Source organism: Arthrobacter sp. AG367, assembly GCF_007828995.1.
GTDB lineage: Bacteria > Actinomycetota > Actinomycetes > Actinomycetales > Micrococcaceae > Arthrobacter.
In genome coordinates, this window is sequence record NZ_VIVE01000013.1 from 17,691 (window position 1) to 32,559 (window position 14,869).

A 14,869-nucleotide genomic window follows, 5' to 3' on the forward strand; every position below is an offset into this window, starting at 1 on the left:
GCCGCCGCTGGATTGGCGGACCCCACAGGGAGGCTAGGATCAAGCAATGGTCCTGGCCTCCCTTCTTTTTGCCTTCCTCGCCGGCGCGCTGCACGTCTTCATCTTCACCATGGAGTCGCTGACCTGGACACGTCCTGCCACCTGGAAGCGCTTCGGCCTGGCCTCCCAGTCCGATGCCGAGACCACCAGGCGCATGGCCTACAACCAGGGCTTCTACAACCTGTTCCTGGCCATCGGGGCATTCATCGGCATAGGACTCGTGGCGCTTGGCGGCCCGGGATCGGCGCAGGACGTGGCAGGGTGGACGCTCATCTTCAGCTGCTGCGGCTCCATGCTGCTGGCGGCCGCCGTCCTGGCCTTGACCGGGCGAAAGTACCTCCGCGCCGCCCTGACGCAGGGCACCACACCGTTGGTCGCCGTCGTGCTGGGACTCCTGGCAACGCTGCAGTAAGGATCCACAACCGGCTTAAGTCCTTAAATCCGCGCGGCCGCCGGGGGCACAATGGTGGCATGGGCAGCGTCAAGTCCTTATAGGCCCCCATGGGAAGCGCCGGGACGCGGGGGACAGTAACCGGAACGGACACGGCAGACCGTGATCCGGCCATCGACCTTGTCCGCCTGGTCTGCCTGGTCCTGGTGGTGGTGGGGCACTCCATGATGGTCAGCCCGGTCCTGCACCCTGATGGGACCGTGACCACCGAGAACACCCTGGCCGAGCAGGACTGGTTCGAGCCCGTCATCTGGATCTTCATGGTGATGCCCCTGTTCTTCGTCACCGGCGGCATCACGGGCCTGCAATCCTGGCGCCGGCTCAAGGCAGGCGGCGGGACGGCGGCCCAGTTCATCCGTGCGCGCCTCCTGCGGCTGCTCCGCCCGGCCACGGCGCTGCTGGCAACCATGGTGGCGGGCCTGTCCGCGGCAGCCGCGCTGGGCGTGGACCGGCAGGTGGTCCAACTCGTGGCCACCGGGGCGGGCATGCCGTTGTGGTTCCTGGCAGCCTACCTCGCGGCGCAGTTGAACATTCCAGTCCTGGCGGCGCTCCACCACCGCGCGCCCTGGCTGACCCTTGCGCTGCTGGCCGGCCTGGTGGTTGCCGTGGACTGCTTCAGGGGGGCGTTGCCGGACCTTGCCAATGTCAACCTGGTGTTCGTGTGGTGCGCCGTACAGCAGCTGGGTTTCCTGGCCGCCGATGGCTACCTGGCACCGCTCTCCCGCTCCGGACTTGTGGGCGTCGCGGTGGCGGCACATCTGCTGCTGGGACTGGTGACGGGGCTGGGCCTGTACCGCGGCAACATGCTGGTCAACCTCAACCCGCCCAACCTGACCCTGGTGATCCTGGGCGTTTCCCAGCTGGCGGTGATGGAACTGGCGCGGCCCGTCCTGGCACCCCTCGCCGGGATCCGCTGGATCGCCCGGCTCCTGCAGCTGGCGGGTGCCAGGTCGCTGACGGTCTACCTGTGGCACCTGCCCCTGTTGGGCGCCATGTCCGGGTTGCTGCTCCTGACGCCGGTCCCCAAACCGTCGTCCGGTACCGCTGGATGGTGGTGGTCGCGCCCGCTGGTGGTCCTTGCGCTGGTCCTCCTGCTCCTGCCGGCGACCGCAGCCTTTGGCCGCCTGGAGGAACGGACGACGGCGCCCCAGGCCTTCCGCTGCAGGCCCGCCGCCGCCGGGGCCGCCGTCGTGGTGGTCTTTATTCCCGTGGCGGACGCCGCCCTCAACGGCCTCTCACTGGGCCTGCTGGCAGCGGGTACCGTGTGTTTCGCCGTGGCGATCCTCCTGCTGGGCGGTTTGCCGCTGCGGCGGCGGAGAGCCGTCCCCGGGGGCCGGAAGCGGGGTCCGGGGAAGAGGGGCCCACGGGGCATTGCCAGCGGCGTGAAGTAGTGCCAGTGTCGAACCATGACCGAGAACACCGCGTCCACGGAGGACACCTTCACCGCCAATGTCTCGCTGCAGCGCAACGACGCCGAGCACCGGTATGAGCTTCTGGTGGATGGAAGGCTGGCTGTCAAGGCCTTCTTCCGCGACCTTCCCGGGCACATCGACTTCACCCACACCGAGACCGGCGAGGAGTTTGAAGGCCAGGGCCTTGGCAAGGTCCTGGCGCATTTTGCCCTGGACGACGTGGTGGCCACCGGGAAGCGCATCATTCCGCACTGCCCGTTCATCTCCAGCTACCTCCGCAAGCACGAAGGCTACGGCCAATTCGTCGACTGGCCGGAACGCTGAGCGGAACTAGCTGGCCAGGGCCTGGTCGGTGACGGGCATGGCGGCGCCGGGATCGTCGATGGTGAAGCCGCAGGCGCACCGGTAGGTGACTACGCTCTCCGGGACGGACCCGGGCCCCAGGGCAACGATGGAGTTCCCGTCGACGTAAACGGGCTCCCGGACCGACATCTCCGCATGGTCTACGCGCTGCATCGGCATACGGCAGTGCATGCGGGAATTCAGGGTCATGAGCAGCCCAGCGTCCACGGGTACGGTGGTGGCCAAGAGCTGCCCAGCTGCCTCGCTGCGTTCCCCAAACGCCGTCAGCTGGTTTTCCGGTGCGGTGGTCATTATGTTCTTCCTTGGGCTTTTCACGGAACCGCCGGCGTTGGCAGCCCCGCCGCGAACTGCTTGCGGAGGTTCATCTACGCCATAAGCAAAGCATGCTTACTAAATAATGCACAAGTCAGGGCCGCCCATACAGTGGTTGTCCATCCCGTGGTTAGGCTTGCAGCATGACGCCTACCACCTCCCGAACCACAGCACTCGTCACCGGGGCCAGCGCCGGGCTCGGCCACGAATTCGCCAGGCAGCTTGCCGCCCAGGGGCATGACCTGGTCCTGGTGGCGCGCAACGCGTCCCGGCTGGCGGAAACAGCAGAGGACCTCCGTCGCCGGTACGGAATCACGGCTGAGGTGCTTCCCGCAGACCTGACGGACGATGACGACGTTGCCGCCGTCGTCGAACGCCTGGAAGACACCAGCCGCCCGGTGGGAATCCTGGTGAACAACGCAGGGATCGGCCTGCTGCACAACTTCGAGGACAACCACGCGGCAGAGGAGAAGAAGCACCTGAAGCTGCACACGGAAACGGCCATGGTGCTGACACATGCGGCGCTCAAAGGCATGCTGGAGCGCGGGCAGGGCAGGATCATCAACGTGGCCAGCGTGGCGGCGTTCCTGCCGCGCGGCACGTATTCGGCGGCCAAGGCCTGGCTGGTGAGCTTCAGCCGGTGGGCCAACCTGGCTTACCGCAGCCGGGGCATCAAGGTCACGGCGGTCTGCCCCGGCTTCACCCACACCGAGTTCCACGACCGGATGGGGATGGACAAGTCCGTGGCCCCGTCCTGGACGTGGCTGCGGGCGGATCGGGTGGTCCGTGAAGGGCTGGCGGACAACGAGCGCGGCAAGGCCGTGTCCATCCCGTCCAAGCGCTACAAGGTGGTGGCAGCGGTGGCCAAGGTTGCTCCGGCGCGGCTAATGGCGGGGCCGGCGCGGAAACCGAAGTAGCGCCGGGAACGCGGCAGGCGTGCGGGCGCCGGGGCGGCGGACAGCCACCACCACCAGGATCCCCAGCAGTGCGCCCACCAGCGTTTCCACCGCTCGCTCAAGGATCAGGACCTGCGGTTCGGCAGGGAAGGCCAGCTGGGTCATCAGCAGAATCACCGGCGTGAACCAGACCATCGCCAAGCCATAGTGCCGGGTCATGAACAGCTCGGTGGCGAACTGGAAGAGGATGACCAGCAGGGCCAGCACCGTGGCGTGGTGCGCCGGCTCCTCAAAGGCGGGGTAGAGCGCAGCGAGCGCCCAGGGGCCCGGAAGAATGACGACGGCGGTAACCGCCAGGCCAAGGAACGTCCCCACGATGCGGTGGACACCGCGCCGGACGCTGCTGGGCAGGTCTGCGCCGGCGAGCGGTACGGCGGCTGCGGCCATGGCCCAGTGCGGGTGGCCGCTGCCGCTGATGACCCCCACGGTCCCGGCAGCACCGACGGCCAGGACGTACCTGGCAGCGTGGACGGCCAGCTCGCGCCGTCCCGCCGACGAGCGGGCCGGCACGCTCCTGGTGGCGCCGGGTTTCCAGGCCCTCCGGCGCATCCAGCCGCTGAAGCCGATCAGTATGGAGAAGAGCGCGGACCCGCCCGCGATGAGTATGGCGGCGTACCAGGGGACTGTGGTGGGAACGGAGGCGCAGGCACCCAGGGCAAGGATGCCGAAGAAGGGCCCGTTCGGTTTCAGGTGTACACGGTCCGAGTACACCGAGCCCACTCCAGCCAGCGTGGCTTCCACCGCCACCAGCCACCAAGAGTGGATGTGGTTGATGGACAGCGTCACCCCCACGGCTACCCCGGTGAGCAGCACCAGGGCGGCCTGGCCCTGATGCCGGAGCCGCAGCTGGTGGGGTTCTGACCGGCCGTACATGCCGGTCAATGCGCCGAACACGGCGTAGATCATGAGGTCGGTCCGGCCCGCGGCCAGCAGGAGCAGCGACGGGACCGCCACGCTGAGGGCCACGCGCAGGGCGGCAAGATGGTCGTTGTTGGCAGGTTCAAGCCGGTGCAGCGCGCGGACCTGTTCCATGACGCGCTTCATTTTCCCGACCTGTCCTGTCCTGTTGTCCTGCAGCGGGCCCGGGGCCTTTGGGAACGTACCACCGGCACCGGCCGGAGTCATATTGCCGGCAGTCACACTTGGACATCCGGCAGGAACGCCAAGGCCCGTCCGGCGTGCTTCCCCCAAGGAAACACGCGGGACGGGCCTGTGAGCGTGGGCTACAAGAGTGCCCGGGCGGCCGGCGGGATTATGCTCCCGCCGGAACCTTCCGGCCAGCCTGGGCGTCGATGCCGTCCTGGGTTTCAAACGGCAGTTCGTCCAGGTCGATCAGCGGGTTCTCATCCTGGGTGGCCACCAGTTCCTTCGCCTCCGCCTGGGTGTCCACGCTGGGCATGGAGCCCGGCAGGGGACGGTTGGCGGATTCCTTCAGGAAGTAGATGGCGATGGCGCCCACCAGGGAGGTTGCCATGAGGTAGTAGGCAGGCATCATGTCGTTGCCCGTGGCGCTGATCAGGGCTGCCACGATGAACGGCGTGGTCCCGCCGAAGATGGCCACGGCGAAGTTGTAGGCAATGCCCATGGCTCCGTAGCGGCTGGACGTGGGGAACTGTGCCGGCAGGGCCGAGGCCAGGTTGGCCACGTAGAAGGTCACCGGGAAGGCAATCAGCGAAAGCCCTGCAAGGGTGGACCAGATCTGCCCAATGCCGATCAGCATGAATGCCGGAACAGCCAGGACGATGGTGCTCACGGCGCCGATCCATAGCACCGGGCGGCGGCCGATCCGGTCGGACAGCTTGCCGGTCAGCGGGATGCACAGGCTCATGACCACCAGCACCGGAATGGTGAGCAGCGTGCCGTGGACTTCGTCGTAGCCCTTGGACTCCGTCAGGTAGGTGGGCATGTAGGAGGTGAGGGCGTAACCGGCGGTGTTGGCAGCGGCCACCACCACCATGGCAACGATGATGGGGCGCCAGTAGGCCTTGACGATGCCCACAGGTCCCTTGGCCGTCGCGGTGTCTCCGGCGGATGCATTCTTGGCGTTCTCTTCCTGGGCATCAAGGGTTGCCTGGAACTGCGGCGATTCCTCGATCTTGCTCCGGAAATAGACGGCGATCAGGCCCAGCGGACCTGCCACCAGGAACGGAATGCGCCATCCCCAGTCCTCCATGGTGTCCTGGCCAAGCGTGAGCTGCAGGACGGAAACCAGGGCGGCGCCAATAGCGAAGCCGAGGTAGCTGCCCAGGTCCAGGAAGCTGGCGAAGAAGCCGCGGCGCTTGTCAGCCGCGTATTCGCTCACGAACGTGGTGGCACCGGCATACTCGCCGCCGGTGGAAAAGCCCTGGACGACCTTTAGGAGCACCAGCAGCGCGGCGGCCCACAGCCCGATCTGTGCGTACCCGGGCAGGAGGCCGACGGCGAAGGTGCTTGCCGCCATGATCATCAGCGTGGTGGCCAGGATCTTTTGGCGGCCCACCTTGTCGCCCAGCCAGCCGAAGATGACGCCGCCCAGGGGGCGGGCGATGAAGGTGGCGGCGAAGGTTCCCAGCAGGAACAGCGTCTGGGTGGTGGGGTCGGACTCGGGAAGGAATACCGGCCCCATGGTGGTGATGAGGTAGCCGAAGACGCCTACGTCGTACCATTCCATGGTGTTGCCAACAATGGTTCCGCCGAGCGCCTTTTTGAGCATGGGCTGGTCCACCACGTTGACATCTGATTCCTTGAGCCGGCGGCGCGGCAGCAGCCTGGGCTTCTTGGCAGCCACGGGGGCTGCCAGGTCTGTTCCGCTGGCGTTCCTGGCGCCTGCTGGAGAGTCGGTCCTGCTTCGGTCTGTGGGCATTTGGGCAACTCCTATGGAGGTCATTTGCTTGCGACTTGTAGCTGCCCCGCTCTGGGCAGGCCTTCAATTTTACGGGATTTCTGTAGCGCGTCGGCAGTTCAATGGCGTAGAGTCCGCCCTTTTGGGCCACTCCAGGGGTGGATTCCGCAATTTTTTGTGCCGTGTTTTCCCGCGCCCTTACTGGGAAGCACGCTGATCAACGGCGGTGTTACCAAAAATTTTCCCTCCGGAACCGTTTCAGGTCCCATTTTTGGGTGATGGCGGCCGCGAAAGTGACCGGGGCCACGGCGTTTGGAGGGGGTTCACAGGACCCCGTGGCATGCCTATGGTAGAGCGATGAACACACCTCTTTCCGGGTAACAGTCCGCGCGCGCCCGGACGCTTTTCGTTGGCGTTTCGTTTCAAGGAAGAACGAAGGAAAGAAGGGAAGAACCACAATGGGTGAACAGTCCAACCAGTTCCATATCAACCCCGAGGTGGCGGACCACCTTGCGGCGGCCATGGATGCGCCGGTGGCCCCGGGCCCTGCGGTCATGGGCACCGGCCCGATGGAGCAGCAAAGTGGATGGCCGGACGGCTACGGGAAGCGCCGGCATCCCAAGGACCGGGCTGCCGGCCATGGCCGGATGGGACATGAGGCGGCCGTGACCGCCGTCCACCGCACCGGCCGGCCGCAGATGCCGCACTCCTCGTAACCGGCACCTAAAGTAACCGGCACCTAAAACCGCCGTCGACCCGCAAATTACCTGGCGCCCCCGAAATCTGGCGGGCGCCAGGTAATTTGCGCGTCGTGGGGTGGTTGGCGCGTCGAAAACCCGGGTCAGGCTTCCCGAACCACTTCGGCCGGGTCCTTGTCCACGCGCCAGCCGCGCCACCGGGGATGCCGCAGCCTGCCCGGCCCGGTCCATTCGCCGTAGGTCACCTCGCCCACGAGTTCCGGCGAGACCCAGCGGGCGTCGGCGGCGTCGGGGCGGGGGACGTCATGGAACGGCGACGTCTTCCGGCCAAGCCGCTCCACCGTCTGCCGCAGTTCCGTGAGTTCGCGCATGCTGAAACCGCTGCCCACCCTGCCGACGTATTGCAGCTTGTCGCCGTCGGGAATTCCCACCAGCAGCGACCCCACCGTGTCCTGGCGTCCGCCCTTTCCCGGCCGCCAGCCGCCCACCACCACTTCCTGGGTCTGTTCTGTCTTGAGCTTGATCCACGTCCGGGTCCGCTGGCCGCTCACGTAGCGGCTGTCCGTCCGCTTGGCCATGATTCCTTCCAGCCCAAGCTCCTGCGCGCTTTCCATGAGGAGGTCCACAGGTTCGTCCAGCACCATGGAGAGTTCCACGGGGCAGCCGGACGGGCGGAAGAATTCCTCCAGCCGGCGCCGCCGGGTGCTGAGCGGCTTGCGCCGGAGGTCTTCTCCGTTGTCGAAGAGCAGGTCGAACAGCATCAGCTGGACCGGGATGGTGGTGCGGGCTTTGGCGACGTCGGCGGCCCGGGTCAGCTTCATCCGTCCCTGCAGCAGGCCGAAGTCGGGTTTCCCGCCGGGCCCGACGGCGATGATCTCACCGTCCGCCACGAAAGGGTGCTCCGGCCAGCAGGCCCGGTCCGTGAACTCGGGATAGGTGCGGCTGACGTCGTTGCCGTTGCGGGAGAAGATCCGGACCCTCTCCCGGTCTGCCACCAGGATGGCCCGGACGCCGTCCCATTTGAGCTCGTACTGCCATGCGCTGCCCTGCAGGTCACTGGTGTTCCCGGAGGTGGCCATCATGGGCTGGTATTCCAGTGGGTCTGCGGGAGCGCCGTTGGCAGGGTCCACAGTTTCAGCAGGCGCGGCGGCCGGTGCAGGGTCCACTGCGCCTGCTTCCTGCGACGGCTCCGTCGCTGCCGGGGCCGCGTGCCGCCGTCGTCCGCCTTGATGCTCCTGGTCCATCAGGTGGACCAGCCACTGGCTCTCGGCGTCCTTGCCCTGTCCGCGGCCCGTATGGATAAGCGCGATCTTCCTGGTCCCGCCAAGGCCGCCGCCCTCCGACCCGGTCAGGGTGACGATGACTTCCTTTCCGTTGATCCACTTGTGCAGTTCGTACGTGCCGGTGTCCCAGATGGTCATGACGCCCGCCCCGTACTGTCCCTTGGGGATTGTGCCGTGGAAGGTGAGGTAGTCCATGGGATGGTCCTCGGTCTGGACCGCCAGGTTGTTCTTGGCCCCGGACTCCGGAATGCCCTTGGGCAGGGCCCACGACACCAGGACACCCTCGTGTTCCAGCCGGAGGTCGTAGTGCAGCCGGCTGGCGTGGTGCTCCTGGATCACAAAGCTGTTGCCACCGGCCGGGATGCCCGCGAAGGGCTCGGGCGTTGCCTTGGGATCGCGCATGGAACGGTACCTGCCCAGGCGGGGATCGCCGTCGTGGGATGCCTCCCCCTGGCCGGGGCCGCCGTCGGGAGTGGCGTCAGCGCCTTCCGCAGCGCCGGCTGCGGCACGGGCCCCGGCATTGACGACGGCGGCGAAAGGGTCCTTGCCGTCGCGCACCCGGCGCTGGACCTCCTGGTAGTCCAGGTGCTTGAGCCCCTGGGATTCGATTTCCCGCCAGGTCCGTGGTGCGGCCACCAGGGGCGTGGGCCGGCCCCGCAGTGAGTAGGGGACCACGGTGGTCTTCGCGGCGTTGTTCTGGCTCCAGTCCACCAGTACCTTTCCCGCACGGAGCGACTTCTTCATGTCGCTGACGGCGAGGTCCGGGTGGTCCGCTTCAAGGGCCCGGGCCAGTTCCCGGGCGAAAGCGGAGATCTGCTCAGAGGTCTGCGTCCCGTCCAGCGCCGCGTAGAGGTGGATGCCCTTGCTGCCGCTGGTGACCGGCACCGGGTCCAGGCCCACATCCTGCAGGATGGACCGCGCCAGGAGGGCCACCTCGCGGCATTCGGGCAGCCCGGCCCCTTCGCCCGGGTCCAGGTCGAGCACCAGCCGGTCCGGGTTGAGTTGGTTGCCATGCGAATCCACCCGCCACTGCGGTACGTGGATTTCGATCGAGTTGATCTGGCCGAACCAGGTCAGGGTGGCGGCGTCGTTGACCAACGGGTAGTAGATGGTCCGGTCCTTGTGGGTGATCGCCGCCCGTGGCAGCCAGCCCGGCGCTGAATCCTCCAGGTCCTTCTGGAAAAACACCTCACCCGGCTTGTCCGCGGTGCCCACGCCGTTGACCCACCGCTTGCGCGTGGCGAGACGGTTGGCCGCCGCCGGGATCAGGACGTGGGCCACCGCGGCGTAGTAGGCCAGCACGTCCGCCTTGGTGGTGCCGGTCTCCGGATAGATGATTTTGTCCAGGTTGGTCAGCGTCAGTTCGCGCCCCGCTACCCGGACACGTTCCCTACTCCCGGCCACGGGGCTTCACCTCCGGCCCGCTCTGATGTTGACTGTATGAATGAGAGCCATCTGGAAAGGTGCCATCGCGTTCGGGCTGGTCAACGTGCCCGTCAAGGTCTACAGCGCCACTGAGGATCATGACATCAGTCTGCACCAGGTTCACAATGCCGACGGCGGCAGGATCCGTTACCAGCGCCGGTGCGAAGTGTGCGGCGAGGTGGTGGACTACTCGGACATCGAGAAGGCGTTCGAGGAGGACGGCCGCACGGTGGTCCTGTCCAGGGATGAACTCAAGTCCATTCCCGCGGAGAACAGCCACGAGATCGAGGTGGTGCAGTTCGTCCCGTCTGAGCAGCTCGAACCCATGATGTTCGAGAAGAGCTATTACCTGGAGCCGGACTCCAAGTCGCCCAAGGCCTACGTGCTGCTCCGCCGGGCCCTGGAGGACACGGACCGGGTGGCCATCGTCCAGTTCGCGCTGCGGGAGAAAACCCGGCTGGGGGCCCTGCGGATCAAGAACGACGTGCTGGTGCTGCAGTCCCTTCTCTGGCCCGACGAGGTACGGGAGGCGAACTTTCCCGCCTTGGACGCCGACATCAGGATCTCCGCCCAGGAACGGGACATGTCCGCGGCGCTGGTGGAGTCCATGGCTGCCGATTTCGACCCCACGTCCTTCACCGACGAGTACCAGGTGCAGCTCCGCCAGCTCATCGAGGCCAAGCTCGAACAGGGTGAATCGCTGGACACGGAGGAGACCTTCGGCGTCGAAGCCGGTGAGGGCGGCAAGGGCGAGGTCATCGACCTGATGGAGGCCCTCAAGCGGAGCCTGGACAGGAAGCGTGGCGGCGGCGAGGCCGCTGCCACGGGGACTTCCGACGACGAAGCAGATACCGGGGAGGAGGAGGCCGAGCCCGCCAAACCGGCGCGGAAAGCGTCCGCGAAGTCCCCGGCTCCGAAAACCGCTGCCGCCAAGTCGAGCGCAGCCAAATCGACGGCTTCCAAGTCAACGGCCGCCAAATCGGGTGCAGCCAAATCAACCGCCTCCAAATCAACAGCGTCTAAATCAGCGGCCAAGTCCACGGACACCAAGTCCACTGGAACCAAGACCGCAGAAAAGCCTGCGGCCAAGGCCACCAGGGCGCGCAAGCCTGCCTGACCCGGGCGCCCAGCCGCAATCCTGCCTTTACAGCGGCCTGTATCGCGTCCACAATGAGTCGCATCGCAGCCTCCGCTGTGCCAACAGTGTGCTGTCGCCCATTTTGAACGGACACGTAGAGGGGCACGGACATGGACAACCAGACCGACGTGATGGACGCTGACCGGGAGCTGAAGAAGAAGCACCGGGCCATGTGGGCGTCAGGTGACTACCCGGCCCTCGCCGATGAGATGCTCCTGGAACTGGGCGCCGTCCTCGTCGAAGCCTCCGGTATCAGGCCGCGCCAGCGGGTCCTCGACGTGGCGGCAGGAACCGGCAATGCAGCCATTCCCGCAGCCATGATGGGTGCCAAAGTGGTGGCCAGCGACCTCACCCCCGAGCTTTTCGAGGCAGGGCGCCGGGAAGCCGCAAACCGCGGCGTCAGCCTGGAGTGGCAGGAAGGCGACGCCGAAGCCCTGCCCTTCGGCGATGCAGAGTTCGACGCTGTGATGTCCTGCATCGGCGTCATGTTCGCGCCGCACCACCAGGCGGCGGCCGACGAGTTGCTCCGGGTGTGCAAGCCGGGAGGGTCCATAGGGCTGCTGTGCTGGACGCCGGAAGGGTTCATCGGGCAGATGTTTACCGCGATGAAGCCGTTCGCTCCACCGCCCCCGCCGGGTGCGCAGCCGGCGCCGCTGTGGGGGAGCGAGGAGCATGTCCGCGAACTGTTGGGCGACAGGGTTACCGAAATCCATACCCGCAAGCAGAACCTGGCGGTCAAGAGCTTCCACCAGCCCGCGGACTTCGTCAGGTACTTCAAGTCCCATTACGGCCCCATGATCTCCGTGTACAAATCACTGGGCGAGGACCAGGACAAGGTCAAGGCACTGGACCAGGCCCTCACGGAGCTGGCGGACTCGTTCGGCGACGCCCACGGTGATGTGCCCTTCCAGATGGAATGGGAGTACCTGCTCTTCACGGCCAGGAAAGCCTGAGCCATGGCGGAGAACCATGTGGCAACGTCCGCCACCACCATCAACGCAAGTCCTGGGCGGGTGTGGGAGGTGATCACGGACCCGGCTGCCGTAAAGGAGTTCATGTTCGGGACCACGCTGGAGACCGACTGGAACGTTGGAAGCCCCATCACCTGGCAGGGCGAGTGGGAAGGAAAGGCGTACCAGGACAAAGGCGAAATCCTGGCGGTTGAACCGGGACGGAAACTGGTCCACACCCATTTCAGCCCGTTGTCCGGCCAGGAGGACGAGCCGGACAACTACCACACACTCGAATGGACGCTCGAGGACCAGGGCGGCGCCACCCGGCTGACACTGGCCCAGGACAGGAACCCCACCGAGGAAGCCGCCGCGCACTCGAAAGCCATGTGGGACAAGCTCCTGGCCGACGTCAAGGCGCTCGCTGAACGCCGCTGACCCGCCCGCCCTTGGAACCAACGCTTAACCGGGGTGCCCAACGCTTAAAAGCCAAGCGGCCGCCGTCGGATGTTCTTCCAATGGGGGAACATCCGACGGCGGCCGCCGGCTTGTGTGCTGCCCTCAGGCAGCGTGGCTGCTGCTAGGCGTCGTGGTCCGTTTCCAGGATCTGCACCAGGTGGTCCAGCGCATCGTCCGCACCGGCACCTTCGGCGCGGAGCACCACCACGTCGCCGTGCGACGCGCCCAGGCTCATAAGGGACAGGATGCTGGCGGCGTCCATCGCCTCGTCGACCGGCTCGCCTTCACGGGCGATGGTGATGTCCAGGTCGTACTCGCCGGCTGCCTCTGCAAAGATGGCGGCGGGGCGGGCGTGCAGGCCCACGCGGCTGGCGACGGTTGCGGTGCGTTCTGGCATTGTTGCTCCTTTAGTCTTTCGGCGTGCTGAGGGTTCAGCGGCCGGTGGGGTATGCGGCTAAGCCGGTTCAGACGGTTACGGGAACCGGTTCAACCGTATCAACGGTCTTCTTGACTGCCCAGCGCTTCAGGGCGATGACCGACAGCGCGGTGATCACCGTGCCGACGGCGATTGAGACGACGAACATCAGGAAGTTGTCGATGGCGAAGAACACGAAGAGTCCGCCGTGGGGTGCTTTGGACCCGACGCCCGCCGCCATCGAGATGGCTCCGGTCACGGCCCCGCCCAGCATGCTGGCGGGGATGACGCGCAGCGGGTCGGCTGCGGCGAAGGGGATTGCACCTTCGGAGATGAAGGAGGCCCCCAGCAGCCAGGCGGCCTTGCCGTTTTCCTGCTCAGCCAGGCTGAAGAGCTTCTTGTTCAGGACGGTGGAGGCCAGTGCCATGGCCAGCGGGGGAACCATGCCGGACGCCATGACGGCTGCCATGATCTGCCACGGTGCCTGGTTGTCCATGGTTGCTGCACCCAGGCCGGCGACGGCGAAGGAGTAGGCAACCTTGTTGACCGGTCCGCCGAGGTCGAAGCACATCATCAGGCCCAGGATTACGCCCAGGGCGATGGCGCCGGCGCCGGTCAGGCCCGACAGCCACGCGTTCAGGCCCTTGGTGATGGCCACGATCGGTCCGCCAAGGATGACGAACATCAGGCCGGAAGCCACCAGGGATGCCAGCAGCGGGATGATGACCACCGGCATCAGGCCGCGCAGCCACCGCGCCACCTGCAGGCGGCCCACCACGTGGGCGATGTAACCGGCGAGCAGGCCGCCGACGATACCGCCGAGGAAGCCGGCTCCCATGAATCCGGCCACTGCACCGGCAACGAAGCCGGGGGCGATACCCGGACGGTCAGCGATCGCGTAGGCGATGTAGCCGGCCAGCGCCGGGACCAGGAAGCCCAGTGAAAGCGCACCGATCTTGAACAGCACCGCGCCCAGGTAGGCGCCCAGCGGGCCCCAGGCGTTGTCAGGGAACTCGGTGGGCAGGTTGAAGAGGCTGTTCTGGACCACTATGTTGTCTGCGTACTTGGTGATCAGGTAGCCGCCCATGAGGAAGCCGAGGGCGATCAGGAGGCCACCACCTGCCACGAACGGAATCATGTAGCTGACACCGGTGAGCAGGGCCTTCTTGAGCTTCTGCCCGATGTGCTCGCCCTTTTCCTCAGCCTCGTGCTCGGCCTGCTCCTCAGCCCCGAAGTGCGGGACGCGCCGGGCATTGGGGTTGTCGGCTGCGGCGAGCGCTTCCTGGACCATCTTGTCCGGCTCGTCGATGCCGCGCTTCACGGGGGCGTTGATGACGGGCTTGCCGGCGAAGCGCTCCTTGCCGCGCACGTCAACGTCCACGGCGAAGATCACGGCGTCCGCCGCGGCGATGACGGCGGGGTCCAGCGCCTTGGCGCCGGAGGAACCCTGGGTTTCCACCTGCAGGTCCACGCCTGCTTCCCTGGCGGCTGCCACGAGGGAATCGGCCGCCATGTAGGTGTGTGCGATGCCGGTGGGGCATGCGGTGACGGCGACGAGGCGCTTGGGGCCCTTGCCGGCGGAACCTGCCGATGCCCCTGCGGGCGCACCGGCAGCAGCCGGGGAACCGGTTGAACCGACGCCGGCGCCAACCGGGACTGCGTCAGCGGGGGCGGGTGCGGCGTGTGCGGCCGGCTTGTCAGCCAGTGCGCCTTCGACCAGTTCCACAATCTCCGTTTCCGATGAAGCGTTGCGGAGGGCTGCGGTGAAGTCCTTCTTGATCAGGGACCGTGCCAGCTTGGACAGCAGCTTCAGGTGCTCCTGGTCCGCGCCGTCCGGAGCGGCAATGAAGAACACCAGGTCTGCCGGTCCGTCCTTGGCGCCGAAGTCCACCTTCGGGTTGAGCCGGGCCATGGCCAGGGTGGGCACGGTGACCGCTGCAGAGCGGCAGTGCGGGATGGCGATGCCGCCGGGGATTCCGGTGGCCGTCTTCTGCTCGCGGGCGAAGGCGTCTGCGAACAGGCCTTCGACTTCTGAGGCGCGTCCGGCGGCAGCTACCTTGCTTGCCAGATGCCGGATCACCGTTTCGGGGGCATTGCCCAGGTTCTGGTCGAGCTCGACCAGTTCCGTGGTGATGAGCTGGGTCACT

Annotated in this window: 14 protein-coding genes; 8 read left to right on the forward strand and 6 right to left on the reverse strand. The window is 66.6% G+C overall.

Features of this window, described 5'->3' with window-relative positions:
* The first annotated feature begins 46 nt into the window (after positions 1-46).
* The 3 genes from FB478_RS20075 (at position 47) to FB478_RS20085 (ending at position 2,226) form a co-directional block, all read left to right on the forward strand.
* A complete protein-coding gene (locus FB478_RS20075) occupies positions 47-451 on the forward strand; it encodes a DUF1304 domain-containing protein (RefSeq protein ID WP_144601427.1) in 405 nt (134 codons plus the stop codon).
* Between the two features lie 89 nt (positions 452-540).
* Entirely contained in the window at positions 541-1,881 is a 1,341-nt protein-coding gene (locus tag FB478_RS20080) for an acyltransferase (protein WP_056391053.1), read from the forward strand.
* A 15-nt stretch (positions 1,882-1,896) separates the two neighbouring features.
* Complete coding sequence (locus FB478_RS20085) at positions 1,897-2,226, forward strand: GNAT family N-acetyltransferase (RefSeq protein ID WP_018769646.1); 330 nt, start codon at positions 1,897-1,899, stop codon at positions 2,224-2,226.
* A 6-nt stretch (positions 2,227-2,232) separates the two neighbouring features.
* Here FB478_RS20085 and FB478_RS20090 read toward each other — a convergent pair whose 3' ends face one another.
* Positions 2,233-2,556 (reverse strand): hypothetical protein, encoded by a 324-nt coding sequence (locus tag FB478_RS20090; protein ID WP_144601428.1) that lies wholly within the window; start codon positions 2,554-2,556, stop codon positions 2,233-2,235.
* A gap of 164 nt (positions 2,557-2,720) precedes the next feature.
* Between FB478_RS20090 and FB478_RS20095 the strand changes: the two genes are divergently transcribed.
* Positions 2,721-3,494: an SDR family oxidoreductase gene (locus FB478_RS20095; protein WP_018769648.1), complete on the forward strand. Its 774-nt coding sequence runs from the start codon at positions 2,721-2,723 to the stop codon at positions 3,492-3,494.
* Here the strand turns inward: FB478_RS20095 and FB478_RS20100 are convergent.
* Together FB478_RS20100 and FB478_RS20105 are read right to left on the reverse strand one after the other, a co-directional pair.
* Positions 3,462-4,577: an FUSC family protein gene (locus FB478_RS20100; protein WP_018769649.1), complete on the reverse strand. Its 1,116-nt coding sequence runs from the start codon at positions 4,575-4,577 to the stop codon at positions 3,462-3,464. The two genes, FB478_RS20095 and FB478_RS20100, sit on opposite strands and share 33 nt — an antisense overlap.
* A gap of 208 nt (positions 4,578-4,785) precedes the next feature.
* On the reverse strand, positions 4,786-6,375 hold the full coding sequence (locus tag FB478_RS20105) for an MFS transporter (RefSeq protein WP_018769650.1): 1,590 nt from the start codon (positions 6,373-6,375) through the stop codon (positions 4,786-4,788).
* 437 nt (positions 6,376-6,812) lie between these two features.
* Here FB478_RS20105 and FB478_RS20110 point away from each other — a divergent pair, with 437 nt between their 5' ends.
* Complete coding sequence (locus tag FB478_RS20110; protein WP_018769651.1) at positions 6,813-7,070, forward strand: hypothetical protein; 258 nt, start codon at positions 6,813-6,815, stop codon at positions 7,068-7,070.
* Between the two features lie 125 nt (positions 7,071-7,195).
* Here the strand turns inward: FB478_RS20110 and FB478_RS20115 are convergent, their stop codons facing one another.
* On the reverse strand, positions 7,196-9,739 hold the full coding sequence (locus FB478_RS20115) for an ATP-dependent DNA ligase (RefSeq protein ID WP_018769652.1): 2,544 nt from the start codon (positions 9,737-9,739) through the stop codon (positions 7,196-7,198).
* Between the two features lie 40 nt (positions 9,740-9,779).
* Here FB478_RS20115 and FB478_RS20120 point away from each other — a divergent pair, with 40 nt between their 5' ends.
* The 3 genes from FB478_RS20120 to FB478_RS20130 all read left to right on the forward strand — a co-directional run bounded on the left by FB478_RS20120 (position 9,780) and on the right by FB478_RS20130 (position 12,286).
* Complete coding sequence (locus tag FB478_RS20120; protein WP_144601429.1) at positions 9,780-10,877, forward strand: Ku protein; 1,098 nt, start codon at positions 9,780-9,782, stop codon at positions 10,875-10,877.
* 131 nt (positions 10,878-11,008) lie between these two features.
* A complete protein-coding gene (locus FB478_RS20125; RefSeq protein WP_018769654.1) occupies positions 11,009-11,851 on the forward strand; it encodes a class I SAM-dependent methyltransferase in 843 nt (280 codons plus the stop codon).
* Positions 11,852-11,854: 3 nt separating this feature from the next.
* Positions 11,855-12,286 carry an SRPBCC domain-containing protein gene (locus FB478_RS20130; protein ID WP_056391037.1) on the forward strand — a complete coding sequence of 144 codons (432 nt, stop codon included), beginning with the start codon at positions 11,855-11,857 and terminating at the stop codon, positions 12,284-12,286.
* Positions 12,287-12,428: 142 nt separating this feature from the next.
* Here FB478_RS20130 and FB478_RS20135 read toward each other — a convergent pair whose 3' ends face one another.
* Positions 12,429-12,704, reverse strand: a complete 276-nt coding sequence (locus FB478_RS20135) for an HPr family phosphocarrier protein (RefSeq protein WP_018769656.1) — start codon at positions 12,702-12,704, stop codon at positions 12,429-12,431.
* A 67-nt stretch (positions 12,705-12,771) separates the two neighbouring features.
* Positions 12,772-14,868, reverse strand: coding sequence for a fructose-specific PTS transporter subunit EIIC (locus tag FB478_RS20140; protein WP_056391033.1), 2,097 nt, complete (start codon positions 14,866-14,868; stop codon positions 12,772-12,774).
* Between the last annotated feature and the right edge of the window lies 1 nt (position 14,869).